Source organism: Streptomyces sp. NPDC004658, from assembly GCF_040609555.1.
Taxonomy (GTDB): Bacteria; Actinomycetota; Actinomycetes; order Streptomycetales; family Streptomycetaceae; genus Streptomyces.
Genome location: NZ_JBEXKG010000001.1, coordinates 136,972 through 160,240, shown reverse-complemented (window position 1 = coordinate 160,240; position 23,269 = coordinate 136,972). Strand labels below are relative to the sequence as shown.

General features: G+C 70.3%; 39 protein-coding genes. 35 read left to right on the top strand and 4 right to left on the bottom strand.

Annotated features, from left to right (window positions below):
- Positions 1-345: 345 nt before the first annotated feature.
- The 3 genes from ABZV94_RS00875 to ABZV94_RS00865 form a co-directional block, all read right to left on the bottom strand.
- The gene (locus tag ABZV94_RS00875; RefSeq protein ID WP_356335804.1) at positions 346-1,767 is read right to left on the bottom strand and encodes a site-specific integrase; all 1,422 of its coding nucleotides are present in this window, start codon (positions 1,765-1,767) and stop codon (positions 346-348) included.
- Between the two features lie 23 nt (positions 1,768-1,790).
- Positions 1,791-2,015: a hypothetical protein gene (locus ABZV94_RS00870; RefSeq protein ID WP_356335802.1), complete on the bottom strand. Its 225-nt coding sequence runs from the start codon at positions 2,013-2,015 to the stop codon at positions 1,791-1,793.
- Positions 2,016-2,230: 215 nt separating this feature from the next.
- A complete protein-coding gene (locus ABZV94_RS00865) occupies positions 2,231-2,674 on the bottom strand; it encodes a helix-turn-helix transcriptional regulator (protein ID WP_356335800.1) in 444 nt (147 codons plus the stop codon).
- A gap of 212 nt (positions 2,675-2,886) precedes the next feature.
- Between ABZV94_RS00865 and ABZV94_RS00860 the strand changes: the two genes are divergently transcribed.
- The 25 genes from ABZV94_RS00860 to ABZV94_RS00740 all read left to right on the top strand — a co-directional run bounded on the left by ABZV94_RS00860 (position 2,887) and on the right by ABZV94_RS00740 (position 17,914).
- Entirely contained in the window at positions 2,887-3,384 is a 498-nt protein-coding gene (locus ABZV94_RS00860) for a hypothetical protein (protein ID WP_356335798.1), read from the top strand.
- A gap of 72 nt (positions 3,385-3,456) precedes the next feature.
- Positions 3,457-4,056: an RNA polymerase sigma factor gene (locus ABZV94_RS00855; RefSeq protein WP_356335796.1), complete on the top strand. Its 600-nt coding sequence runs from the start codon at positions 3,457-3,459 to the stop codon at positions 4,054-4,056.
- On the top strand, positions 4,053-4,781 hold the full coding sequence (locus tag ABZV94_RS00850; RefSeq protein WP_356335795.1) for a BN159_2729 family protein: 729 nt from the start codon (positions 4,053-4,055) through the stop codon (positions 4,779-4,781). Before ABZV94_RS00855 ends, ABZV94_RS00850 begins: the two co-directional genes overlap by 4 nt.
- Complete coding sequence (locus ABZV94_RS00845) at positions 4,778-5,683, top strand: hypothetical protein (RefSeq protein WP_356335793.1); 906 nt, start codon at positions 4,778-4,780, stop codon at positions 5,681-5,683. Before ABZV94_RS00850 ends, ABZV94_RS00845 begins: the two co-directional genes overlap by 4 nt.
- The gene (locus ABZV94_RS00840) at positions 5,680-5,937 is read left to right on the top strand and encodes a hypothetical protein (RefSeq protein WP_356335791.1); all 258 of its coding nucleotides are present in this window, start codon (positions 5,680-5,682) and stop codon (positions 5,935-5,937) included. Before ABZV94_RS00845 ends, ABZV94_RS00840 begins: the two co-directional genes overlap by 4 nt.
- Entirely contained in the window at positions 5,934-6,230 is a 297-nt protein-coding gene (locus ABZV94_RS00835; RefSeq protein WP_356335789.1) for a hypothetical protein, read from the top strand. Before ABZV94_RS00840 ends, ABZV94_RS00835 begins: the two co-directional genes overlap by 4 nt.
- On the top strand, positions 6,227-7,531 hold the full coding sequence (locus tag ABZV94_RS00830; RefSeq protein WP_356335787.1) for an AAA family ATPase: 1,305 nt from the start codon (positions 6,227-6,229) through the stop codon (positions 7,529-7,531). The genes ABZV94_RS00835 and ABZV94_RS00830 overlap by 4 nt, the downstream gene beginning before the upstream one ends.
- Before the next feature lie 78 nt (positions 7,532-7,609).
- Positions 7,610-9,079, top strand: coding sequence for a UvrD-helicase domain-containing protein (locus ABZV94_RS00825; RefSeq protein ID WP_356335785.1), 1,470 nt, complete (start codon positions 7,610-7,612; stop codon positions 9,077-9,079).
- Complete coding sequence (locus ABZV94_RS00820; protein WP_356335784.1) at positions 9,076-9,582, top strand: hypothetical protein; 507 nt, start codon at positions 9,076-9,078, stop codon at positions 9,580-9,582. The genes ABZV94_RS00825 and ABZV94_RS00820 overlap by 4 nt, the downstream gene beginning before the upstream one ends.
- Positions 9,583-9,679: 97 nt before the next feature.
- Entirely contained in the window at positions 9,680-10,111 is a 432-nt protein-coding gene (locus ABZV94_RS00815; protein WP_356335782.1) for a WhiB family transcriptional regulator, read from the top strand.
- 71 nt (positions 10,112-10,182) lie between these two features.
- On the top strand, positions 10,183-11,187 hold the full coding sequence (locus ABZV94_RS00810) for a hypothetical protein (protein ID WP_356335780.1): 1,005 nt from the start codon (positions 10,183-10,185) through the stop codon (positions 11,185-11,187).
- Positions 11,184-11,879, top strand: a complete 696-nt coding sequence (locus ABZV94_RS00805; RefSeq protein WP_356335779.1) for a hypothetical protein — start codon at positions 11,184-11,186, stop codon at positions 11,877-11,879. Before ABZV94_RS00810 ends, ABZV94_RS00805 begins: the two co-directional genes overlap by 4 nt.
- A complete protein-coding gene (locus ABZV94_RS00800) occupies positions 11,876-12,163 on the top strand; it encodes a hypothetical protein (RefSeq protein ID WP_356335777.1) in 288 nt (95 codons plus the stop codon). The genes ABZV94_RS00805 and ABZV94_RS00800 overlap by 4 nt, the downstream gene beginning before the upstream one ends.
- Positions 12,160-12,456 carry a hypothetical protein gene (locus ABZV94_RS00795; RefSeq protein ID WP_356335775.1) on the top strand — a complete coding sequence of 99 codons (297 nt, stop codon included), beginning with the start codon at positions 12,160-12,162 and terminating at the stop codon, positions 12,454-12,456. The genes ABZV94_RS00800 and ABZV94_RS00795 overlap by 4 nt, the downstream gene beginning before the upstream one ends.
- Positions 12,453-12,674 (top strand): DUF6011 domain-containing protein, encoded by a 222-nt coding sequence (locus ABZV94_RS00790; RefSeq protein ID WP_356335773.1) that lies wholly within the window; start codon positions 12,453-12,455, stop codon positions 12,672-12,674. The genes ABZV94_RS00795 and ABZV94_RS00790 overlap by 4 nt, the downstream gene beginning before the upstream one ends.
- Positions 12,665-13,000, top strand: a complete 336-nt coding sequence (locus ABZV94_RS00785) for a hypothetical protein (RefSeq protein ID WP_356335771.1) — start codon at positions 12,665-12,667, stop codon at positions 12,998-13,000. The genes ABZV94_RS00790 and ABZV94_RS00785 overlap by 10 nt, the downstream gene beginning before the upstream one ends.
- Before the next feature lie 5 nt (positions 13,001-13,005).
- Positions 13,006-13,503 carry a single-stranded DNA-binding protein gene (gene ssb, locus ABZV94_RS00780; RefSeq protein ID WP_356335769.1) on the top strand — a complete coding sequence of 166 codons (498 nt, stop codon included), beginning with the start codon at positions 13,006-13,008 and terminating at the stop codon, positions 13,501-13,503.
- On the top strand, positions 13,503-13,679 hold the full coding sequence (locus ABZV94_RS00775) for a hypothetical protein (RefSeq protein WP_356335767.1): 177 nt from the start codon (positions 13,503-13,505) through the stop codon (positions 13,677-13,679). The genes ssb and ABZV94_RS00775 overlap by 1 nt, the downstream gene beginning before the upstream one ends.
- A 157-nt stretch (positions 13,680-13,836) precedes the next feature.
- On the top strand, positions 13,837-14,475 hold the full coding sequence (locus ABZV94_RS00770) for a hypothetical protein (protein ID WP_356335766.1): 639 nt from the start codon (positions 13,837-13,839) through the stop codon (positions 14,473-14,475).
- Complete coding sequence (locus ABZV94_RS00765) at positions 14,472-14,639, top strand: hypothetical protein (RefSeq protein ID WP_356335764.1); 168 nt, start codon at positions 14,472-14,474, stop codon at positions 14,637-14,639. The genes ABZV94_RS00770 and ABZV94_RS00765 overlap by 4 nt, the downstream gene beginning before the upstream one ends.
- Complete coding sequence (locus ABZV94_RS00760; RefSeq protein ID WP_356335762.1) at positions 14,636-15,247, top strand: hypothetical protein; 612 nt, start codon at positions 14,636-14,638, stop codon at positions 15,245-15,247. Before ABZV94_RS00765 ends, ABZV94_RS00760 begins: the two co-directional genes overlap by 4 nt.
- Before the next feature lie 122 nt (positions 15,248-15,369).
- Entirely contained in the window at positions 15,370-15,705 is a 336-nt protein-coding gene (locus tag ABZV94_RS00755; RefSeq protein WP_356335760.1) for a hypothetical protein, read from the top strand.
- Complete coding sequence (locus ABZV94_RS00750; protein WP_356335759.1) at positions 15,702-16,628, top strand: hypothetical protein; 927 nt, start codon at positions 15,702-15,704, stop codon at positions 16,626-16,628. The genes ABZV94_RS00755 and ABZV94_RS00750 overlap by 4 nt, the downstream gene beginning before the upstream one ends.
- Complete coding sequence (locus tag ABZV94_RS00745; protein ID WP_356335757.1) at positions 16,625-16,870, top strand: hypothetical protein; 246 nt, start codon at positions 16,625-16,627, stop codon at positions 16,868-16,870. The genes ABZV94_RS00750 and ABZV94_RS00745 overlap by 4 nt, the downstream gene beginning before the upstream one ends.
- A 354-nt stretch (positions 16,871-17,224) precedes the next feature.
- The gene (locus ABZV94_RS00740) at positions 17,225-17,914 is read left to right on the top strand and encodes a hypothetical protein (RefSeq protein ID WP_356335754.1); all 690 of its coding nucleotides are present in this window, start codon (positions 17,225-17,227) and stop codon (positions 17,912-17,914) included.
- Between the two features lie 271 nt (positions 17,915-18,185).
- On the opposite strand, the gene ABZV94_RS00735 is transcribed toward ABZV94_RS00740, so the two are convergent.
- Complete coding sequence (locus ABZV94_RS00735) at positions 18,186-18,542, bottom strand: DUF6233 domain-containing protein (protein ID WP_356335752.1); 357 nt, start codon at positions 18,540-18,542, stop codon at positions 18,186-18,188.
- 67 nt (positions 18,543-18,609) lie between these two features.
- Here ABZV94_RS00735 and ABZV94_RS00730 point away from each other — a divergent pair, with 67 nt between their 5' ends.
- From ABZV94_RS00730 to ABZV94_RS00685, 10 genes are all read left to right on the top strand, one after another.
- Entirely contained in the window at positions 18,610-18,849 is a 240-nt protein-coding gene (locus ABZV94_RS00730) for a hypothetical protein (RefSeq protein WP_356335750.1), read from the top strand.
- Complete coding sequence (locus ABZV94_RS00725; protein ID WP_356335748.1) at positions 18,837-19,043, top strand: hypothetical protein; 207 nt, start codon at positions 18,837-18,839, stop codon at positions 19,041-19,043. The genes ABZV94_RS00730 and ABZV94_RS00725 overlap by 13 nt, the downstream gene beginning before the upstream one ends.
- 386 nt (positions 19,044-19,429) lie before the next feature.
- Positions 19,430-20,335, top strand: a complete 906-nt coding sequence (locus tag ABZV94_RS00720; protein WP_356335745.1) for a DUF2637 domain-containing protein — start codon at positions 19,430-19,432, stop codon at positions 20,333-20,335.
- Between the two features lie 13 nt (positions 20,336-20,348).
- Positions 20,349-20,504, top strand: coding sequence for a hypothetical protein (locus ABZV94_RS00715; RefSeq protein WP_356335743.1), 156 nt, complete (start codon positions 20,349-20,351; stop codon positions 20,502-20,504).
- Between the two features lie 10 nt (positions 20,505-20,514).
- Positions 20,515-21,021: a hypothetical protein gene (locus ABZV94_RS00710; RefSeq protein ID WP_356335742.1), complete on the top strand. Its 507-nt coding sequence runs from the start codon at positions 20,515-20,517 to the stop codon at positions 21,019-21,021.
- Positions 21,022-21,083: 62 nt separating this feature from the next.
- Positions 21,084-21,650: a hypothetical protein gene (locus ABZV94_RS00705; protein WP_356335740.1), complete on the top strand. Its 567-nt coding sequence runs from the start codon at positions 21,084-21,086 to the stop codon at positions 21,648-21,650.
- Between the two features lie 74 nt (positions 21,651-21,724).
- Positions 21,725-21,874, top strand: a complete 150-nt coding sequence (locus ABZV94_RS00700; RefSeq protein WP_356335738.1) for a hypothetical protein — start codon at positions 21,725-21,727, stop codon at positions 21,872-21,874.
- The gene (locus ABZV94_RS00695; RefSeq protein ID WP_356335735.1) at positions 21,874-22,083 is read left to right on the top strand and encodes a hypothetical protein; all 210 of its coding nucleotides are present in this window, start codon (positions 21,874-21,876) and stop codon (positions 22,081-22,083) included. The genes ABZV94_RS00700 and ABZV94_RS00695 overlap by 1 nt, the downstream gene beginning before the upstream one ends.
- A 152-nt stretch (positions 22,084-22,235) precedes the next feature.
- A complete protein-coding gene (locus ABZV94_RS00690) occupies positions 22,236-22,610 on the top strand; it encodes a hypothetical protein (protein WP_356335734.1) in 375 nt (124 codons plus the stop codon).
- A gap of 161 nt (positions 22,611-22,771) precedes the next feature.
- Positions 22,772-23,167 (top strand): hypothetical protein, encoded by a 396-nt coding sequence (locus ABZV94_RS00685; RefSeq protein WP_356335732.1) that lies wholly within the window; start codon positions 22,772-22,774, stop codon positions 23,165-23,167.
- Positions 23,168-23,269 lie beyond the last annotated feature (102 nt).

Below are 23,269 nucleotides of genomic sequence, written 5' to 3'. Positions count from 1 at the left end.
GGTGCATCCCCCGTCGCCAGCGGTCGGGCCTTTTCTCTTCCCCCGGCACCCCTCCTCGCCGGGCGGGGCCGACGCTCCAGGTGCGAAAGCCGGGGCTCACCGGTACGCGATACGAGAAGACCCCCGGTCCTCATGGACCGGGGGTCTTCTCGCTGGTGGGGCTAACAGGATTTGAACCTGTGGCCTCATCCTTATCAGGAATCAGGCCTATTCAATTGATCTTCGCAGGTCAGAAAGTGCGCAGCTCAGCGACGCGTCTACGTCCGTCTACACGGGCCGTACCCTGTGGACCCCTGTGCGGCACAACTACTTCCCGGGCTAGTTCCGGGCTAGCCCCGGGCTAGCTCACGCTGCGGTCACCACTCTCAGCCGCCCCGGCCTGCGCGGCGGAACGCCCGGCTTGCCCTCCTCAAGCGCGGCCAGCACCTGGCCCGCGTAGTCCGCCGCCGCATGCGTGTACAGCCACGTGACCTCGCCCGCGCGCTCGTGCCCGAGGATCTCCTGAGCGATCACCTCTGGCACGCCTCGGTTGTGCAGCCGTGAGGCGTAGGCATGCCGGATGTGGTGGAAGTCGGGCCACCAGTCCGTTCGCTCCTCCTCCACGGACCGGACCCTGCCGGCCTCCTCGTCCCAGCGCATGGCAGTGACCACCCGAACTGCCTTCCGCGCGACACCCGCCGCCTGGATCGCTGCGATCCACAGCCGGCGGAACGCGCTGCGACGGAGCGGCGCACGGTACGGCTCACCCTCGCCGCCGGCCTTCCGGGAACCCCGGCGAACCCTGTTCCGGCCGTGAAAGACCAGCTCGTCTTCGCACAGACCGTCTTTCGGCTCGGACACGACGCGGCTCGCGCCCGGCTCTGCCGCCCACAGCTCCCGCAGGGCGCGCGCCGCGAGCCCGGTCATCGGGACCGTGCGAAGGCCCGCGTCGCTCTTGGGGTACGCCTTCCGCTTGATCTTTCCGCGCGGCTCGATGAGCACCTCTCGGACGTGGATGCGGCGACCCTCGAAGTCCACGTTGCACCAGCGCAGTCCGGCCAGCTCCTGGAAGCGGAGACCGGTCTCCTGGGCGACGACGAGCAGGTTGTGGAAGTAGTCGGGGAGCTTGTGCCGGATCAGCCAGAGCTGGGCGTAGCTCGGGGGCCGGCGGTCTTCCGGGTGCTTCTTCTTCGCCGTCGGCAGCCGGACGCCTTCGGCTGGGTTGAAGGGGATGCGCCGGTCCAGCTTGGCCGCGGTGAGCATCCTGTCGAGCACCTGGAAGCACTTCGTCACCGAGCTGGCGGCGAGCGGGCCGCCGTTTGCGTCGTGCAGGCCGTTGACCCAGGTCTGGATCTCCAGCCAGGCCAGCTCGTACAGCTTGTAGCTGCCGAGCCGCGGGGCGATGTGGTTGCGCCACATGCCCTCGTCCCGCAGCTGCGACTGACTCCAGTGCTCGATGCGGTGCTCCCCCTTCGTCTGGGTCGGCCACCACAACGTCCACCAGGCGGAGAGGGTGATCTCACCGCGGGCCGGGTCGATCCAGGTCCGCTGCCGCATCTCGGTACGGGTCTGTTCCAGGAACTCGACGGCTTCGGTGTATGTCGGCTTGGTCTTGCTGCGCTCCTTCCCGGAAGGGTCGGTGTACCGGGCCTCCCATGTGCCGGTGTGTTCGTCGGCTGGGGGGCGGTCACCAGGGAACCGTTTCAGGCAGACCGGGCAGCCGCACCTCATCGACGGCTTCGGTCGGGGGTTGTTGCTGGGCCTGGCAGGGGCCTTCTTGCGCACCATCGGGTGTGCTCCTGATCAGAGAGTCAGTGCGCCGGGCGCGATACGGCGGAGGTGAGTGCGGGAGGCAGCTCAACGGGTTCGCCGCAGAAGCAGTGGAGGCCGGCGCCGGGAACGTCGGGTGCGCCGAGGTCGATCGTGAGGATCGCGTGCAGCTCTCTGATCAGATCGTGGGGGTGGGTGCCCCTGTCTACGAGGATGGTGACCTCGCGCGGGTCCCAGTGGGCGATCTCCGGGAGATCATCGACCACGGCGATGCGAATGCACACAGGTGTCCCCCATGGGTACGACGGCACATGACGTGATCCGCTCTGGGAGGACAGCGGGTGACTGATCGTACCTGTGTGTGAAGACGACTAGAAGATAATTTGGCATATTCGCCAGCGAGATGGTTCGCCGCTGAACGAGTCTCAAGCACCCCCCATGGCTCATCAAAAGTCACGGAAACTTAGGCAACCCTGTGTTCCTACTGTGGAGCGCGGCTGAGCCGCAGGGCCGCCTCGGCGTACCGGACGAGGTCGCGCTGGCTGTCCTCTGGAAGCTGCCGGTAGAGCTTGAGCAGGCGCTGCTCGCGTTCTTCGTTCGTCGGCCCTGGAACCCGCCGGCCGACGGAGCGGAACAGGTCCGCGGGTGAGACGTCCACCCCCCAGCGGCGCAGGGTGTCCGCCAGGCGTCGGAGCGTCTCCGGTTCGACCCGTGAGGTGCCGCGCGTCCTGTTCATCCAGGCGTTGAGGGTGACGTAGGTGACGTCAGCCTCAGCAGCCAGGTCCTTCTGCGTCTTGTCTGGCACCTCGGCCAGGAGACGCGTAAGTAGTGCCGCCAGGTCCTCGCCTTTCTGGGCGTGGTCCTCGGCGGGGCCTTGCTCGCCGGGGTGGTTCTGGTGGCTGTTCACGGTCAGAGGATCGGCCATGCGCATCTACATGCGCAAGTAGATCGCAGACCGTTGACCCATATCTGATGCTCACCAGGGGTGATCTACACAACCCTCGCACGCCCCTGTGCGCCCCTCCCACACCCTCGTGAACCCCTCTTGACGCCATACACATCTACTCGTAGATTGTAGATAGCGCAGGTCAGCCGGACCTGGGCGACCCGAATTCGGCCACAGGCCGGAGGTTCACCATGCGACGACTGGACAAAGGTGCCCCGCTGCGGGCCGCCATGGAGGCGGCCGGGCTGGACATCGGTCGACTCGCCGCCAAGACGAAGGAAGTCGACCCCGCGGGCGTCGGCCTGTCCCGGGCGATGGTTGGCTTCGTCGCGGGCAAGGGCAAGACGGCCCGCGAAGAATGCAGTGACCACACCGCCAACCTCATCGCCGAGGCTCTCGGCCGGGAGGTCGCAGAGCTGTTCGAGACGCCCGTACTCACATTCGCCGAATCTACATCTACACGGAGATCGAAGAGCGGCGAACGCCGGAAGTCCGACCTGCCGGAACGGCTGATGGACCAGCGGGAGCTCTCCGAGTTCCTCCGCAAGTCCATGAGCTGGATCGACAGTCAGATCCAGGAGGCGGCGGAGCGGGGCGAGTTGTGGCCCGGGCTCATCTACGTCGGCAAGTCACGGCGCTTCGACCCCTACGCCGTCCTCGACTCCATGCGGCGCCAGCGCGCCGCCTGAACCACACGGGGCCGCCCCGGATGCGACCCGGAACGGCCCCCACAGACCAAAACCCAACGTCAGGAGCTGGCTGTGTCTCTCAAGGCTACCGCCGCGATCTTTCCCCCGGCGGAGGTGGAGCTGGTGACGAAAGCCGTCGCCGGCGACCGCGACGCCTTCGCCACCCTCTACAACGACCACAAGCCCGAGGTGTATCGCTACCTCGTTGCGCGGACGAAGGACCGGACCCTCGCCGAGGACCTCACGCAGGAGACGTTTCTGCGGGCCTTTCGCCGGATCGACACCTTCCGGCCCCGTCCGACTACGGCTGGCTTCGTCGGCTGGCTGTGTGTCATCGCCCGCAACCTGTACCTCGACCACCTGAAGCTCCACCGCACGACGCGCGAGTTCCCCACCGCTGAGCCGGTCGACGGTGGTCACCTCGACCCGAGCGCCGAGGAGTCCGCCATGCGCCACCTGGACGCCGCCGAGGCGCGCCAGGCCGTGGCGGCCGCCATGCAGGCCCTCACGCCGTACCAGCGCGAGGCCATCCGGCTCCGCTACTTCGAGGACCTGTCGATCCCGGAGACGGCCGCCCGGATGGGCAAGGGCATCGGTTCCATGAAGACCGTCACGTTCCGCGCGATGAAGTCCATGCAGCGCACCCTGACCGCCCAGGGGGTGGCCGCGTGAACAGGAACCTTCCTCACGCCCTGCGTGTCATCCGCGCGGCCATCGCCGCCAACACCGGCGACCTGGCGACCTCGATCGGGTATGCGCTGGACGGTGAGCAGCTCCTGGTCGACCCGGAGCGGTCGTACGGGCCGGTTGCGGATCAGGCGCCCACCGCCGGCCGGGAGTTGACCGAGCTGGAGCAGCAGGCGCTCGCCTGGGATGCCTCCTGCGAGCGGGCCCGCCTGGTGGCCGCCGCCATCGAGCGGCACATCGGCGACCACCCCGAGTTCCAGAGCCTGCGCACCGACGGGGACCAGGTCCTGGTCGCGCTGCACGTCACGGACCAGGCGCAGTGGGCACAGTGGCGCCGCTGGTTCGGGATCACCCACGACAAGGAGCGGCCGTTGCCGTACGCGGTGGCCGGTGACGGCTACCGGGACGGTGTCCGGGTGAGTGTCGTGGTGTACGACCTTCCGCAGGTGCGGGCCCGGGCGGCGGAGACCGCCAGTCGTCCGTTCCACTTGGACGGCTTCGTGTACGACCTGGCGCGTCCGCATCGGGACTCGCAGGGCGGTGTCTGGTACTTCCAGGGCGAGCGGGCGAACGACGGTATGCCGCTGCTGGTGCTGGACGGCCGATCGGAGCGGTGCTCGTTGGCGAACCTCGTGCAGCAGGTTGGCCCGCTGACGCCCGTCCGGGACGTGGAGACGCCCGTCACCGCCAAGGGTGGGGAGGCCGCGTGACCCACTACCGGCGCAAGGCCACCTTTCAGATCATCACGACCGCTATCCAGAAGCTGATCCCGGGAGCGGCGCTCGCGGGCATGCAGGTCGAGATCACCGAGAAGTACGGCGAGACCCGGAACACTTGGTCCGGCAGCGTCATGGCCCTCGCTGAGCGCATCCACACCGCCCTCTACGGCACCACGGAGGAAGCGGAAGACCAGACCGCGCCCATGGCTCTGGATGCTTCAGCCGAGGACCTGCTGTCCACGACTCGCAAGCACCTGTGGACGGCGTGGTCCCTGTCGTCTGAGGAGATGGCGTCGCAGGCCGCCGAAACGCTGTACCGCCTCGGGATGCTCGTCCCCGAAGGCGGTGCCCAGGAGCTGGAACGGCTGCGCGCGAGGTACAGCGGCGCCCTGCCGAAGCTGTCGCCGGATCAGCGCGCCACGCTGGCCAAGCACATCGGCAACGCACTGCCCGCCCGGGACTCGCTCCTCCTGTCCCTGGGCGAGTCGATCCGCGGCCGTCGCGAGCACGAGCACCCCACCTGGGAGGACCTGTACTGCCTGAACCTGGTCTCCTACACGGGAGAGCGGATGGCTCCGGTGCTGCGCCGGCTCCTGGACGCCGAAGCACGGATCGCCGAACTGGAGAGCGCGCAGTCCGTAGCGACGATCCACTACCGGGCGTCGTGGGACTCCATCACCCTCGGCCGCTACACCACCGCCGACGCGGCACGCGCACACTGCGAGGCGCGCGCCCGTCGTGACCTGCCCACCGTCGCCCTCGACTGGATCGAGGACGAAGAGGACGGCATCGCCGAGCTGGTGGGACGCGTCGGCGAAGAGGAGCGACCGCTCGGCTACACCGTCACGGCTCTGGAGGTCGCCTCCGAGTACGACGAGGAGGCCGCCGAGTGAAGCGTCGCAAGCACCACGCCCGTGAGCAGACCCGCAACGAGCGCGCCTTCCGCGTCCGCTACACCTACCCGCTCGGCCCCGGCCTGGGCCGCAGGACCGCAGAGTTCCACACCAGCGACAAGGCGCAGGCCATGCGCAAGGCACGCGAGTACGCGGCGCGCGGCTGGCTGATCGCCCTCTCCCGTCACCTCGGCGAGGGCCGCTGGGAGGACGTCCCCGTCCAGAGCGCCCGGAAGGAGGCTGCCGCGTCGTGAGCGCGTACGCCAGCGCCTACAAGGCGCTCACCTCCGACAGGGCCCTGCGGCCCAACGAGGCCGCTCAACTCCTCGCTGAACTCCGCGTCGAGAACGGCAAGGAGCTGGCGGACGCCGTCGAGCGAGACCTGTCCGGCAAGTACCGGCGCACCGCGACCGACACCGAGGCCTCCTTCCGCCGCAAGCGGCGCGAGTACGGCGCGGCCATGCGCGTCGTCAACGCCTTCCGCCACCTGGCCGCAGCGCCCTTCCGTCCCGCCCTTCCGCCTCAGCGCAACCGGAGCACGTCATGACGACCTTCAGCTTCACCCCGGCGACCCGAGAGACCGCCCGGGCCCGGATCGGCATCCAGGGCCCGGCCGGCTCCGGCAAGACGAAGTCGGCCCTGCGTATCGCCGAGGGCCTCGCCCAGGGCGGCACCATCGGTCTGGTCGACACCGAGCGCCGCTCCGCCCTCAAGTACGCCCCGGTGCCCGGTCGGCCGGAGCTGGGCGGGCACGCGTTCGGCCACATGCCGATGGACACCCACGACCCGCGGAACCTCATCCAGGCCGTGCACGCCGCCGAGGCGGCAGGCATCGCGGTGCTGATCGTGGACTCCTGGAGCCACTTCTGGAACGGGCGCGGCGGTCTCCTGAGCATCGTTGAGGAGACCGGCGCGAAGGCCCGGGGCGGCACCTTCGGCGCCTGGAAGGACGCCAACCCGATCGAGCAGGACATGCTCGACGCGATGCTCAACTTCGCGGGCCACCTCATCGTGACGATGCGCACGAAGAACGACTACGTCATTGAGGGCAAGACCGTCACCAAGGTCGGCACCAAGGCCGTGCAGCGCGAGGGCGCGGAGTACGAGCTGGACGTCGTGATGGACATGGTCCAGGGGACGGCCACGATCACCAAGACGCGGTACGAGCCGCTGGAGGGCATGGTCATCCACCACCCCGGTGAGGACGTCGCTGAGCTGATCCTGGAGCAGCTCGGTCAGGGCGTGGACCCGGTACAGGTCATCGTGGACGAGCTGACCGGCGAGGGTCTGACGTACGAGCGGGCGCTGGAGCTGCATGCCCGGGCCAAGGCACGGAATCTGCTCGGTTCCGGGCACCTGCACCCGGTGACGGGCGCGCCGACGACCCTGGAGGCGCTGATCCGGGAGTACGGGCAGGCCGTCAAGCCCGTCACGACGGGCGTCACGGCTCCGTCGGCGCCGGCCGCCGACGCCGAGGCTGCCGCCGCCGCCTACTCCGGCGACCCGGAGCCGTCCGACGACATGCCGGCCGCTCCGGCTCACGCCCGACCCGCCGCGCAGGAGCCTCAGCAGGCGCCCGCACCGGTCACGGCCCCGCAGATGCGGATGATGCACGCCCTGTTCAACGCGCTCGGCGTCACGGGCCGCGACGCCCGTCTTCGTGCGACGTCGCTGATCGTGGGCCGCCGCGTCGGCTCCGCGAACGAGCTGCTGATCGGGGAGGCCAAGGACCTGCTCGACACCCTCTCGAACTACAGCGAGCGGGAGAACGCGCCGGACGAGTTCGCCGCGATGATCCAGGGCCTGGAGAACGACGCCCGGGCCACGGCCGCCAACCAGGCCGCCTGATTCACCACTGACCGCGGGCCCGCCCCGACTTCCCCCCATGCGGGGCGGGCCCGCCTCCCAGAAAGGAGGTGCACCACAGTGGTGAACCCCACCCACGAGCAGGCCGAAGCCATCGCCGCGTACGGCGACGGGCTCGACCTGGTCCTCCAGGCCGGCGCGGGATGCGGCAAGTCCTCAACCCTCAAGATGATCGCCCGGTCCGACCCACGGCGCCGGATGACGTACGTCGCCTACAACGCGTCCATCGCCGCCGACGCGCGCCGCTCCTTCCCCGGCACGGTCGTGTGCAAGACCGGTCACGGCCTGGCCTTCGACCCGAAGTACGGCGCGCGTCTCCAGCGGCCCCGCCAGACCGCGCACCAGGCCGCGCAGGCCCTCGACGTCCGGAAGATCCTCGGCATCATCGGGGCGACCCCGGCGATCCGCACGGACGTCGGCGGCCAGAAGGCGATGACGTCCAAGATCATCATGCGGATGGCGCTGGACACCGTCACCCGGTACTGCCACAGCGCCGACACCGAGATCAGCACCCGCCACATCCCGCACTACGACGGCCTGAAGAAGAGCCGCGCCGAGCTGGAGAAGCTCGTGCTCCCGGTCGCCCGGGCCGCGTGGGAGGACCTGAAGCGGGACGACAGCGTCCTGAACCTGTCCCACGACCACTACCTGAAGATGTGGGCCCTCTCGCAGCCCCGCATCCCCACAGACGTGGTCCTCCTCGATGAAGCACAGGACACCAACGACGTTCTCTCCGCCGTCCTGCTCGCCCAGGAGCACGCGCAGCGCATCGCTGTCGGCGACTCCGCCCAGCAGATCTACAGCTGGCGCGGCGCCAACGACGCCTTGACCAAGTTCGTCCGCGAACTCGGCTGCCCGGAACTCACCCTGTCGCAGAGCTTTCGGTTCGGCCCGGCCATCGCCGACTGCGCCAACGTCTGGCTACAGCTGATCGGCGCCCCGCTCCGACTCACCGGCTGGGAGGCCGCCGAGTCCAGCGTTGGACCGCTGGACGCCCCGGACGCGATCCTGTGCCGCACCAACGCGGGCGCGATGGGCATCGTCATGGAGGCCCTGGCCACCGGCCGGAAGGTCGCGCTGGTCGGCGGAGGCGGCGACATCAAGCGCCTCGCTTGGGCCGCGGAAGCCCTCCAGGGCGGCCAGCCCACCGACCACCCCGAGCTGATGGGGTTCGCGTCGTGGGACGACGTCCGCCAGTACGCCGCTGAGGAGGACGGCTCGCTGGAGGTCCTCGTCAAGCTCATCGACGAGCACGGCCCCGCGCGCATCGTGGCCGCCGCGGACGGACTGTGCTCGGAGGAGCAAGCCGAGCTGGTGGTGTCGACCGCGCACAGGTCGAAGGGCCGCGAGTGGCCGGCCGTGCGCATCCATGCGGACTTCCGGGCGCCGAAGCCGGACCAGAAGACGGGCCTGGTGATCCTGCCGCGCGAGGAAGGCCGTCTCGCGTACGTGGCCGTGACCCGGGCCCGCGAGCAGCTGGACGACACCGCGCTCGCGTGGGTCCGTGACGTGACGGCGGTGAGCGAATGACGACCTATGACGCCCGCGTCACCGGTGTCTTGTCCGGCCGTCACCGCGACTGGATCTCGGTCACCAAGCTGGCCGTGCCCACCGTCTGGATGGCCACGCCGGAGGGCCTGGTCCTGCTCGACCTGGTCGCTGTCGAGCTGGCCGCCAACGGGCTCCGCAAGGGCTGGACGCTCACCCCGGACGAGGCCCGCTACACCGCGAGCCTGCTCTTGGAGCGGGGTCTGCCGTACTCCGTGGTCGCCTCCCGAGTCGGGGCGAGCGGAACCACCTTGAAGCTCTGGTTCCCCGAGCAGGCCGTCCCCGCGGCTCCCGGGCTGGCGCGTGACGGCGTCCGGAAGTCCCGGCCGTCGTCCAGCGTCCGGTGTGGCACGCGCAGTGGGTACAGCCGGCACCACCGCCGGGGCGAGACACCGTGCCAGCCGTGCAAGGACGCCAACGCGGTCGCCGACCGCTACTACCGGCGGCACGGGACGTATGTGGGGGCTCCGGAGGTGTCCGCGTGACGCCCCGTCGACGGCTCGTCACCGCGACACCACTTCGAAAGCCGAACCGTTTTGATCATGCCTGGTCCGTCGAGGCCAGCGACCGGAAGGAGCCCTGATGGAACGGGAGTGGGAACTCCGAGCCATCTGCCGGCGCGAGGACCCGGAGGTCTGGTTCTCCAGGAGGACCGCGGCCCGTGCGAAGCAGCTCTGCCTCAAGGAGTGCCCGGTCCGGGAGGAGTGCCTGGAGGCGATCCTCGCCCGGGAGGCGAAGACGGCGAACAGCATGCGGGCCGGGATCATCGCCGGACTCACCGGCGCGGAGCGCGCCAAGCTGGCCGCCTCCCGAAGCGCGAAGGCGCCGGTGAAGAAGCCACAGGCCGCGCCCCCGGGCCCTGGGCGTCCGCAAGCGCCGTGCGGTACACGCTCCGCCTACCAGCGCCACCTGCGCAAGAAGGAGCCGGTGTGCGCGGCGTGCCGGGCCGCGAACGCCCGTAGCGGCGTCCAGTACCGCAGAACCGGTTCTTCGCAGGTGCCTGCCGCCCGATAGCCACCGGTGGCCCGGCGGATGAGGCCGGCCGCCGGGCCACCGGTCACCACCACCCCAAGGAGAGACAGCACGTGGGCAGCCGCCTGTACGTCGAGGTGCTCGACTACGCACCGACGACGCTGACACACCGCGAGAAGCTCGCGCTCGCGGTGCTGGCGGATGACGCCCGGGACTCCACGCGGATCACCTGGTCCAGCGTCGAGTCCGAGAAGATCCTCCGCCGCGCGCAGGTGTCGCGCGCCCAGATGTACGCAGTGATCAAGGCCCTCATCGAGAAGGGCGTCCTGGAGAAGGTCACGGCCGGCCAGAAGCACGGCAAGGCCAAGTACAGGATCCTGCCGCTTCAGTGTCCGGAACTCCCTGACACTGACGACGATCCTCAGGGTCCGGATTCGCCTGACACTGACGAGTCTCAGCGTCCCGGAACTCCGGACCCTACAGCCGGGGTTGAGGGTCCGGGAATCCCTGACACTGACCCGCCTCAGGGTCCGGAAAACCCTGACACTGACGCCGAATCCCAGTGTCCGGAAAACGCGGACACTGACGAGTCTCAGTGTCAGGGAATCCCGGACGTCAGTGTCAGGGAATCCCGGACGCCTACTCTCTCTACTCTCTCTACAAGACCTCACTCTGTGGGGAACCCCCCGTCGTCGGCTGACGCTCAAGACGACGCACCAGAAGACGAGGTCATCGACGCTGAACCCGTCGATGAGGCTGAGGCCGCCGAGACACCCGCTGTCACCGCGCAGACGATCGTCGCCGAGTGGCTGGAGCGCTGCACAACGCGCCCACCGTCCCGCGTCATCGGCCAGCTCTCCCGAGAGATCCGCGTCCTCCTCGATGAGGACCACATCCACCCCGACTGGATCCGGCGCGGCATCGCCCGCTGGATGCAGCGCGACCTTCACCCCTCGACGCTCCCCAGCATCGTCAACGGGGTCATGAACACCGGTGCCGGAGCCGGACCCGCCGCCTCGTCCAGCGACGCCCAGTCCGCCGGCGGAACCGTCTTCGACCGCGCCCGTGCCCGCGCTGCCGCCCGCGCCGCCGCACGCCAGGAAGGACAGACCCAGTGACCGAAGAAGAAGCCGTCCAGATCGCCGAGTACGTCGCCGCGGCCTGCCCCGCCCAGAAGTTCGGCGAGTACACCCCCGACGTCTGGGGCGAAATCCTCGCCCCGTACGACGTCAACGAGGCCCGCTCCGCCGTCATCGCCATCGCTCGCCGCCAGCCGTTCATCTCGCCCGCCGAGATCGTCACCGAGATCCGCGCACGCCGCGCCGAACGCATCGAGCAGGCGAACCTGGTCTACGACGGCGACCCGGACGAGACCGGCGCCGAGTCCGCCGCCGCCCTCCGCGAGATCATCCGAGCCGCTGGAGACGGCCTCACAGGCCCCAGCAGCATCCGGGCCTCCCTGGGGGCCGGTGATCGCCTCGCACTGCCTCCAGGTGCCGATCATGGCCCGTACAGCGGCCGTGCAGCCGCCGTCCGCGCCGCCATCGGCAAGATGCCCAGCGACCGCGACGCCTCCAGCGACCCTCGCTCGCGCCCCTGCCGCAGGTGCGGAGCCGCCCCGGGCGCCAGCTGCACCACCGGCGGCCGCCGACGCCGCGACGTCCACCCGATCCGCCTGGAGGACACCAAGCGCACGGCCGCCGGCCTCCCGCTGATCGACCCGGACGCCGCGGAGGCCCGCATCAAGGCCGCCGCAGCCGCTGCTCTTGCCCGCACCAACGACCAGGAGCAGGAGGCCCAGGCGTCATGACGACCCCCATCCCCCGTCAGCGCAGGCCGTACCGGTTCGCGGCGATGGCCGTCCAGTGCACCTGGTGCCGCGCGCGTCCCGGCGAGTTGTGCACGAACCAGCGCGGCACGCAGGACCGGCGCCGCGACGTGCACTCCGCCCGCCAGATCGACTGGCTGAAGGTCCTGTCCACCCGGTGCCCCGAGCGGATCTGCCAGGCCGCCCCCAACCAGCCCTGCACCCTCGCCCCCGACGTCCACCACGCCCGCACCACAGCGGCCCACACCCCAACCGTCACGCCATGAAGCGACTCATCCCATGCCGCGACTGCCGCCGCCCCGTCCTCTGGACCACCACCGAGGCCGGGAAGCGCCTCGCCGTCGACCCCGACCCGGACCCCGCCGGCAACACGGCCATCTGGCGCGACGGCACCGGCGCCTGGCGCTCCCGCCGCCCCACCGCGGACCTCCCGATCACCGGCTGGGAGCGACTCCACAAGCCGCACGTCGCTACCTGTCCCAGCCACACGCAGCAGCTCGCGCTCCCCACCGGCGTGACCAGCCTGGCCGAGCACCGCCGAAGGAGACACCGCCCATGAAGTGCCGGTACTGCCCGCGGACCCTCCGCACGAAGGAGTCCAAGGCCCGCGGCTACGGCCGGATCTGCGGCGAAAAACTCGGCCTGATCCCCAAGTCGACGCCCCGTCACAGCCGGACGCTGACGCAGGTTACGGCCGTCACGACACCTGATGTCCACCCGGGGCAGACCGCCATCCCCATTCAGCCCCAACTCCCCGAGGACGCAACGTGGACTTGATCTTCAAGCCGTGTGAGACGGAGGACTCGCCCGACGAGCCGGACGAGCCCGCCCGGGACGAGTGCCCGTGCCCGAAGCCGGACGGCCAGTACCTCTTGGAAATCGACGCTGGCTCCGTGTTCCTCACCCACAGAGCGTGCGGCAAGCCGCCTCGTGACTCCAACGAGATGGTTGAGAACCTCCATCTTGCCCCCGTCCTCGTGCAGATCCAGCCGGAGAACAACTGCACCGGCTGGCACTACGAGTACTCCTGCGACTGCGACTTCTGGGCGCAGGCGACCATCCCCGGCCTGCCTACACAGGCCAACACCCCGAAGGAGAACTGACCTTGTTGCCCACCCTGACCGGCGTCGGCCGACTCACCGCCGACCCCGAACTCCGCTTCACCCAGTCCCAGAAGGCCGTCGTCAGCGTCCCGCTCGCCTTCAACTCCCGCCGCTTGAACAAGCAGACGAATGAGTGGGAGGACGGCGACGTCTTCTACATCCGCGGCACCGCCTGGGAGCGCCTCGCCGAGAACGTCGCCGAGACCCTCGCCAGGGGCATGGAGGTCATGGTCACGGGCGAGATCCGCACGGAGTCCTGGGAGAAGGACGGCGTCAAGCACGAGCGGCCGGCGCTGCTCATCCGCTCCATCGCGCCGAACCTCGCCTACGCCGTGGCCACCGTGTCCAAGGACGCTGCGGGCCAGCAGAACGGCCAGAACAGCGGACAGCGCAGCGCACACCCCCAGCAGGGCCAGGTCCAGCGTTCCCGACCGTCCAGCCCGCCCCAGGACGACCCGTGGGCCGTCGACCAGCAGGCCGGATACAACGAGCCCCCGTTCTGATGGCCGCCCTCCTCACCCTCCCCGGCGGACCAGACGACGCCGGCGAACTCGTAGAAGCCTTACTCGTCGCCGCCGACACCCGAGACCAGCACGCGCCCGCCCAGGCCGCACGCTGGCGGGAACTCGCCCACGACATCGGCGACGCACTCGACCAGCTACCGTCTCCCACCCAGTAACCCCTCGCGGACAGGGGCCCCACGCAGGGCCCCGCCCCGGCCACCACACCGGAGCAACATGTCCACGACAGCAAAACCCCCCAACAGGAACCAGGCTTCGGAACCGGTTCCTACCCTCTTCGCGCGCCTGTTCCGCCGCCGCTCGATCCCGGCCGTCGTGCCGACGCCGACCCGGATCGATCTCGTCCTCCGTCTCACCCAGGACCTCACCGCGGCCCTGTCCGAGACTGCTCGCTGGAAACGCCACGCCGACTCGTACGAGCGGGAGCGCGACGGTGCGTACCGCGAACGGGCACAGCTGCTCGCCTGGCTCGCCGCCCTCCACCCCGCCACTGCCGTGATCACCCCGGCCGCCGACATCGACGGCGAGGACGGCTGGCAGCTGCTGTACCTGGTGGCCGGCGGCTGGCAGATGTCCTGGCACATCCACCCCCGTGACGCCGACCTGTTCCGGCACGTGACGGCCGTCGAGCCGAGCGACCCCCGGGCGCAGTGGGACGGGCACAGCACCGAGCAGAAGTACGAGCGGATCCGCGGACACGTGCGGCTGCTGGCCCAGGAGAGTCTTGCGGGTGACGGGTCGTCGTCGGGCGTCACCGCCGAGGCGCGCGCGGCCGTGCTGGAGGAGGCCGCGGATCATCTGGTGCGGCAAGCAGCCGAGCTGTGGGCGCCGGGGACGAAGGCACACACCGTGATGCTCGCCGACGCTGCCGAACTTCGGACGGTCGCTCGCCGGCGGCCGACGCAGGGCACCGCGGCGGCGCGCGGCGTCCAGGACCACGGGGCGCGCCGATGATGCCCGTCCCGTCGCTGCCCGGGCTCCTGGTCCTGGCCGCCCTCGCCTGCCTCGCCCTGGGCCTCGTCTCGTTCGCCGCCGCCGGCGTGCTCTGTCTGCACGCCGCCATCCGCCGCAGCCGAGCCGTCCGCCGGGTGCACGCATCCCTCCTGGAGCGCCCGTGACCACCATCGCCTTCGTGGACTGCGAGACGACCCACCTCGACGCCGAGATCGGCGAGGCCTGGGAGGTCGCCGTCATCCTCCGCCGGCAGGACGACGACCGGACCACGGACACCGAGTACGTCTGGCAGTTCGCCATCAACCGTGACGCCGTCGACCCCGAGGCCCTGCGCATCGGCCGCTTCCACGAGCGCCACGTCGTGGACCCCACCTGGGGCGCCGCGTTCACCGGCCCGGGCCCCATCCTCCCGTGCAGCCGTGCCAGCGCCGTCGAGGCCATCATCGGCGTCCTGTCCGGCGCCGTCCTGGTCGGCTCCAACCCGGCCTTCGATGACCGCTTCTTGCGGAAGCTCGTCGGCCCCGGGTGCGCCCGGTGGCACTACCGGCCGTACGACATCGTCCAGCTCGCCGCCGCGAAGGTCGGCGCGCAGGCGGCCGGCCCACTTCCCTGGCGCGCGCACACGCTGTCCCGGGCGGTCGGGGTGGAACCACCGACCGCGGACGCCGCGCACACCGCGCTGGGGGACGCCCGCTGGGCCCGCGACGTCTACGACGCAGTCCTCCGGCCGAGCCCATTCCGCCACCCATCCGGCGCACCGTGCGCTTCCTGACCCGCCGCTGGCGCCGCCCGTGACCGCTGCGGCCCGCGCCCATACCCCTGGCGCGGGCCGCAGCGCGTACCCGGTCGACCAGTTCGAACCGTTGAACCAGTGCCCCACCTGGAAGGACCCCCATGAGCTACCCCGCCCTGTTCACCACCCCCGGCATGCGGAACTTCGCCGAGGCCGTCGACACCGAGCGCCAGCGACAGCTGGAAAAGTTCGGCGACCAGCACCACCCCATCCTGCGCGGGCCGAGCAACCAGGAGCTGTTCGAGCGGCTCGCCCATGGCCTGCGGGAGGCGAACGCTGACTCGGCGCAGCGCTGCTGGATGACGATCCTCCTGGAGGAGGCGTACGAGGCCGGCGCCGAACGGAACCTGGCGAAGTTCCGCGAGGAGATCGTGCAGATCGCTGCCGTCTGCCAGGCGATTCTCACCGACCTGGACAGGCCGGAGGCACGCCGATGAGCGCCTTGAGCCATGACGCGAAGGCCGTCGTCCGCGCCGCCGAAGCGATGACGACGCAGCTCCGACGCATCGCGGACGCCCTCGCGACGCCCACCGTCGGCATCACCGGCGACCGGCCGACGACACCCGACGACGGGCGTCGTCCTAAGCCGATGGACCCGGCGCACATCCTCGGCATCGAGGCCGACACCGCGCGCGCCGTCGCCGCCGGGAATCTGCGGCCCGTCCAGGTCCAGCACGCCGATGTGGAGCGACAGAACGCCGAGCTGAAGCAGGCGCAGCCCCTCCAGGGCCACGCCGGACACGGCAGCCCTTGCGAGCAGCGGCCGGACGGGACCTGCGCCAGCCCCGCCGAGTCCCCGCTGCGCGACCAGATCGCCGACGCCATCGGCAGCACCAACCTGAACGTCTGGGCCAAGGGCCTGCGCTACAGGGCCGCCGACGCGGTGCTGGCTGCCATCCAGCCCGGCGCCCGCGCCACTGCCACGCTCGCCCGCATGGCCGATGCCGACATGCAGCGCGTGATCGCCCTGTACGAGCGGTGGGTGAAGGCCGGGCCGCCACCGCTCGGCGCGTCCATCACCCGCTGGTGGGACACCCGGCTCGCCGAGCTGCATGCTGCGATCCTGCGGCCCGAGGAGCACGAGGAGACCGACCGCTGCCGCGAACCTTCCGTCGTAGAGGAGATCACCCGGGTCGGCGCCGCGCATCCAGACCAGCGCGAACCCGCCTACGCCGCTGTACGGGCGCACATTGGCGGTCTCGGCGAGTACCTGCCGCCCGACCTGGTGCATCGCAACGCGATCATCTGGCGGGCCGTCCAGGCCGCGCTCGACGCAACCCCAGTGGGCCGCTGTGTCTCCTCGCACTGCGTTGAAGGGGACCACATCCTGCCCGTCGAGCCGGCCGGGGACCCGTCATGACGGCCCGCCTGGAGATCCTCGGCCAGGACGACGCGTGGCACGAGGCGCCCGGCATCGCCGCCGTCGAGCTGCACGAGGAGACTCCGCTCGACCTCAACGAGGCAGTCCTCGTCTCTGCCGTGGACTTCGCCCGGATGCAGATCGCCGAGTACGAGCGCCAGCTCCACCAGCCCTGCGCTCGACCGCGCCCTAGCCGCCCCGCCTGGCAGTCGCCGTACGGACCACAGCCGAGGAGGCGGTAACCATGACCGAGCGCTGTCAGGCCGGCTCGCTGCTCTCCTCGCCTGCTTGCGCACACAGACGCTCTGAGGCCTCATCCACCCATTCCGGCCCTTTGACCAGCCGACGACGGGGTGAGGACGCAAACGCCTTCAGGGCGTCTCCGTCCGGCAGGTCCTCACCCGGATACCGACTCAGCTCTTCCACACCTCGCGAACGAACCGGGCCTGACCGACGTCACCAGGCGTCACCTGACAGCACCAACGGCCCGCACCGTCCCTGAGCATGCGGAAGGGGTGCGTCCCCAACCTCCCCAGGCCGGACGCACCCCAGGCAGTGATCACCGTACCGCCCGAGTCAGACACAGGAGCAGCACCGTGACCGCAGCCGACGACCTCGACACCATCACCGAACGCTGGACCACCCTCCAAGAGCGCGCCGGCACCCGCCCCACCACCGCCTGGCCCCCGGCCATGGGCATCACCCGCCTCCTGACCGACGAGGAACGCGCGGAGCACGCCGCGGAGCGCGCGGACACCAACCCGGACGCCCCCGGGCCCCGGCCGGCACCCGTCGACATCGACGTCCTGGACGTCATGACGACCATTGAGACGGGTCTCGTCACGGCCGCTGACTGGCTTGCGAGCCGAGTGCAGCGGCCCCTCTTCAAGGCGCCGACCGGGCAGGGGTGGAGCGACGACGTCCACCGCGCCGCTGTCCTGCTGGCTGCGAAGGACGCGGCCGACCCGCGCCGTTGGCGCTTCACCGGGCAGCGCAGCGCTCCGGAGGCGGCCGAGTGGCTCGCGCTCCGGCTCCGCGACCAGCCCGGCCCGTTTCGGAAGCTGGACGAGGGCGAGCGCCAGGCCGTCGCCGAGGTCGCCGCGTCCGGGGCCGAGCTGCTGCGAAAGACCCTGGGTGACGCCCGTCGACGGGAGGCCGTTCCTCAGCCGTGCCCGGTGCCATGCGGCGGCCAGCTGGTCGTGGAGGGCGGGGACGGCGCGCCTCCGGTCGTACTCTGCGAGGACTGCGGGCGAACCTGGACCGAGGCACCCAGCGATGCGGCCTGACGACGAGGCGGTGTGCGACGTTCCCCAGGGTGAGCACGCGCCCGGACCTGCCCGCCCGTACCCGTGCGGCTGGCGCTGCGACCTGCATTCGCCATGGGCGCTCGCTGGCCAGCCCGAACCACAGCCCGGTCCGGGCTGGCCGCCCACAGCCTGGACTACGCCGAGCCCGATCAACGACAGTCGCGTCCACGATGCTCGGGCGGTCGCCTCAGGGAAGCGGCGCTCCAGCCCGGCCGCGTACCGGGCCGCGCAGGCCACGACCGGGCGGTGATCAGTCGATGAGGCCCAGCGCCGTGTCGGGACGGCAGTGAGGGCATGCGGGGACCTGCTGCCGGAGGGCCTCGATCGCTTGCTCTCGGACGACGGGCCGGCACCGTCCGCTCTTCTTGGCCGCCCAGCAGTCACCGTCGTGCACCATGTCGATGTTCATGCGGTTGAGACCGTACTGGATCAGCCACTGGGGCGCCGGTGGCCTTCGCTGTCCGCCTTGGCGGCGCTCAGCCTCCCGTCGTTCCTCGTCTGCAATCCATCGGTCGATGAGCGCCAGCTGGCGTACGGCCTGCTGCTCTACGACTCGCCGGGCGAAGCGCAGCGCGTCGAGGCGGGTCAGCGGGCGCGGTTCGTTCACACGTTCGATATTAGGGGGTACGCTGCCCACCAGCACCACAAGGGGGGCGAGCGAAAGGACCGCAGGCATGCCCAATGACCTGCACGTACTCGCGGCCCTCGGCATCGACCCAGCTCACCTGGATCCGGCCCCGGACGGACCCCTGCGCTACTCCGGCGACCGCGACCGCATCCCCCCGGCCGGCCACTACCCGTGCTCCTCATGCGGCGCCCCAGCCGTCGCCACCTGCCGCCGCTCCATCCCCGGCCTCGGCCTGCGCTGGCAGGACTCCTGCCGCAACTGCATGATCGCCGGATGGTCGGTATGAGCCCGGGCCGCTATCACCTCACCCTGACCTCCGACAGCCGCACGATGATGCACGGCTGGTGGCACAGCGAGCAGACTGCCCGCCGCAAGTTCACCACCTGGATCGGCGAGCGCGGCAGCATGCCCAACGTTCGGATCACCCTCATTGACAAGGAGACGCACACCGTGCTGACGACATGGCCGGAGGAGCAGTAGCGCTCTGCCATGCTGAGGATCATGGCCCACCGCCCATACCCGAGCATCCACCGTGCCCGCCGACAACTGGATCGGCACAGATTCGAGGTACCGCCGGCGCCCCTGCCTACCACGGCCGAAGCAGAGACACGCTCGACCACTGGACTCGGCACACTGCCCGCAGTCGGGGACTACCGACTTTCGACTCGCTGACCGAGCAGCACCGACGCCCGTCGACACCCCGTCAGCACTCGTTCGTTGAACCCGTGGAACCACCCGCGCCCAGCGCGGTACCGTCATGGACGGCCAGATGCCCCCCGTAGGGCGTCACCCTCCAGAACCAGTGCGAGCCCCGGCCGGTGTGTGGTAGCCCGGCCGAGGCTCTGACCACAGGAGAGTGACCTCCTATGGCTGAGCTGCACCCTAGTGCGCCCACGCCCACCAGCACCATCCACCCGCGCGCCGTCATGGCCCTCGCCATCACCGCCGCAGCCCTGATCTTCCTCCTCACCGGCGTCTCCCTCTGGCTCTCCTACGAGCACCTCCACGACGTCGGATCCCGTCACGGCTTCCGTGACGACCCGATCCGCGCCTGGGCATGGCCCGCCACCCTCGACCTGTTCTACGCCGCCGGCGAGGTCCTCATCCTGCGCGCCGCCCTGGCCCGCCGCATCGACTGGTGGGCGATCAGCCTGGTCGTCTTCGGTGCCGGCGGATCGATCGCCCTGAACATCGCCGGGGTCGGCCCGGGCGCCCAGCCCCTGGACTACGTGGTCGCGGCCGTGCCGCCCGTCGCCTCGCTGCTGGCCTTCGGCGCGCTGATGAACCAGCTGTACCGCCTGCTCCGCGAGCCCGCCAGCGCACCCGTCGACGGCACTCCGAAGCCCGTCATGAAGCCGGAGACGGCACCCGTTGCCCCGGCCCCGTCGACCGCCCCGGTGCTTGTTCCGCCCGCGCCGACCGCGCGCCCGGCCGCGCCCGCCGCGCGCGTGCCGATCCCCTTCAGCAACTGGGACCAGGCCGTGCCGCCCGGCGTACGCCTCCTCCCGATCGTCCCCCGGCCCGTCCCGGCCGCGCCGACCACACCCACGCCGATCAAGTACAGCGACCCCCGGTGTGCGGTGATTCGCCCGCTGTACGACACCGTGCCGCCCACGAGGCCGGGCACCAAAGCCATGCGCGAAGCCATCGTCCGCGCCGGGTACGTGGCGCCGTCCGACGGCGTCATCCGCGGCACCCTCCGCACCGAGGTGGAGGCACGTGAGCCGCACCTCGCGCAGCTGCCGCCCGCCCCGGTCGCCATCACCGCCTGACCACCCGCAGCCCATGCTCACCGCCGCCTTCGGCGTGTTCTGTGCTGCGTGCGCGCTGCTCGCGCTCGCTGGTCTGGCCCTCCTGGTGCCCTCCGACGTCCCGCGCATCACCGGGACGGTCGCGCTCATCCTGACTTTCGCCGCGCTCGGCGTGGCCGTTCTCCGCTGAAGGACCCCTCATGCCCTACACCGTCATCACCTTGGGCGGCGTCGCCCTCGGCGTCGGTATCGACCTCATGTTCCTCATCCGCTGGTGGTTCAAGGAGAAGCGGGACTTGACCGCCCTCGTGCCCTACCTGGTCGCCAAGCTCTACGGGATGCTCGCCGCGCTCGCCGCGGGCAGCAGCGTCTCCGCCCTCAGCGTCGCCACCTGGATCACCATCTGGGCCGCAAACGTCGGCGGCTACGCCGGTCTCGTCTGGGGAGTCGGCGGCTCCTCCTCGGACGTCACCCGCGGCAATCCGCTGGTGCTCGACCCCGGGGGCTACGTGGTCATCTTCCTGTTCACCCTGGTCTTCATCGCCCTGTGGAAGTGGGCGCCGAGGGTTTCGAACGGCAAGCTCGGAGCCGGGGCGTTCTCCGGCGTTGCAGAGGCTCTGTCCGGGACGGTCGCTGGAGCCGCCGCCATCCCGCTGGGCACCGCCGTGAATCTGCTGGGCGTGTGGTTCACGAAGGCCACGGGATGAACGCGGTGGAGCCAGCACCAGGCACGGAGCCCACGGCGGGGGAGCAGAACGAGCCGGGCGGGATGAGCGAGCGCACCGCCCGCCTGATCCTGAGCGCTGTCGCCGTGCTCGTCATGTGGGGGATCGTGGCCACGGTCCCCGAGATGGCCTACGTGGTCGTCGGGATCATTGCCACCCTCGGCTGGCAGAAGGCGGCGGCGTGGCGTGCCGGCCGCCGCCAGCCGGACGGTGAGGGGGAGCGGCAGGCTGAGCCGCCGGACGTGGGCGCGGCCCTGCGTCGCCTCGTCGGCGACGACCGCGGTGTGCTCCTCACCCGGCTCCGCGACGACCTCGGCGCGGCCGACACCAAGGCCGTCCGCGCGCTGCTCGACTCGGCCGGCATCCGGGTCCGTGCCGGTGTGCGTACGGCCGCAGGCAACGGTCCGGGCGTGCACGCGGACGACATCCCGCCCGCTCCCCCGACCCCTGAAGACGGTTGTTGTTGCAGGTCAGGCGCCAACGCCAACGGCAACAACGAGTCCGGGACCAGCGGCCGAGAGGGGTTGCGTGTAGAGCGCATCGGCCAGTCCGGCTACATCCTCCGCGACCCCGCCGACCAAGTCCGCCACCACCAGGTGCGCGGCCACTGAACCCCGGGGCGGCCCGCGCCTGCCAGCTACCGGCCGCCCCGGTCCCCATCCCACGAAGAGACAGGAGCGCCATCATGGCACCCCTCGGATTCCCGCAGCCGATCGAGCCGGACGACCCGCGTCTACAGGGTCACGAGACCGTCTACCAGGCGTCCCGTGGCGGGCACTTCCCTGCCCCCGAGAGGCCTGTCGCGGGCACCCCGAAGAAGGAGGAGAGCAACTGATGAGTGAGCGTCTGAAGGCCCGAGTTCTGCTGCTGGTCGGCGACCAGGCGGAGATCACGACGCCGCACCGGGACCACAGGGATCCGGAGCGCGTGCCGGTCGAGCGGCTGGTCAGGGAGACCGGTATTCCGCGTGAGGAGCTGGCCGGCGCCGAGCTGGTGGCGGTTGTGAGTGCGGCCGGCGAGCTGGAGCGGTTCGAGCGAGCCTGAGCTGACGGGTTGGGGCGGTCTTCGGATCGCCCCTTTCCCCCACCGAGGGTGTTGCAAAGCGATGCATCACTGCTGTAAAGTTAGATACGTCAGGGCGGGGGGTGAGAGCCCCGCACCGGACACCAGTTGAAAACTCCAGAGAGGACGGCCGCATGGCTGAACACGAGAACGAGATCCTGCGGGTGCTCGCCCACTCGATCTCGATGACGTACTCGCTGCTGGTCGACGTTTGCGAGGCACTTCCCGTGCCGATCGCACTGCCGACCGACCGGCACATCCCGGCGACCAACGCGGTGCCCGCGATCCAGCGGGCGGCCGCACTGGCGAAGGATCAGCCGATGGGCGAGACCCAGGAGGCGCAGCTGTTCAGCGGCTGCATTCACCTCCTGGCGGCCATCGACCTCTACGCACTGTGTGCGGCGAGGTACGAGGAGACCCGGGCTGAGGGCGTCGGCGCGAACCTGCTCTACAGCGACGAAGCCCTGAGGAACCTGCTGGCCTGGCTCCTCATCAACAAGGTCGACTAACCCGACACGCGCCCTCCGGCAGCCAGCCGGAGGGCGCTTCGGTTTCCCCCTCGAAGGGTGTTGCAATTCTAGACGCAAGTGCTGTAATATTAGTGATGTCAGGGCGGGGGGTGAGAGCCCCGGACCTGACAGCCAGTTGAAAATTCCAGAGAGGAGATGTCGTGGCAGATCACGACAACCACAGGGAGCGTCTCCTGACGCTGATGGAAGCCCTCATCGGTGCCTTCGCCTACGTGCAGGCCCTGCTGAAGGACCTCCCCCTCCCGGTCGTCATCCCGGACTTCGCACCGGGTGACGACGACGAAGCCCCCACCACGGCGCTTCTGAGTCTCGACCGGGCACGGCAGCTCATCCAGGACGAGCCGATCTCGGAACGCGACAAGCGAGCCTACGAGCACCTGGTGCTCGACTGGTTCACCGCGTACGAACTCCTCGTCATCACTCGGATGGCAGGTCCCGCTCCCTGGCGACTCGACGCGGCAGAGTTCGCGCTCAACCGGGTCGTCACCTGGATCGAAGTGATTGAGGACGACGAGCCGGACGACGACGAGTCGTAACCCTCGCCCCGTCCCCGGGCAGCCAGTCCGGGGGCGGGGTGCCCCTCTCCTCCTGGACCTGGACGCCCCGACTCTCACAGGACAGCAAACGGGGCCGACGCG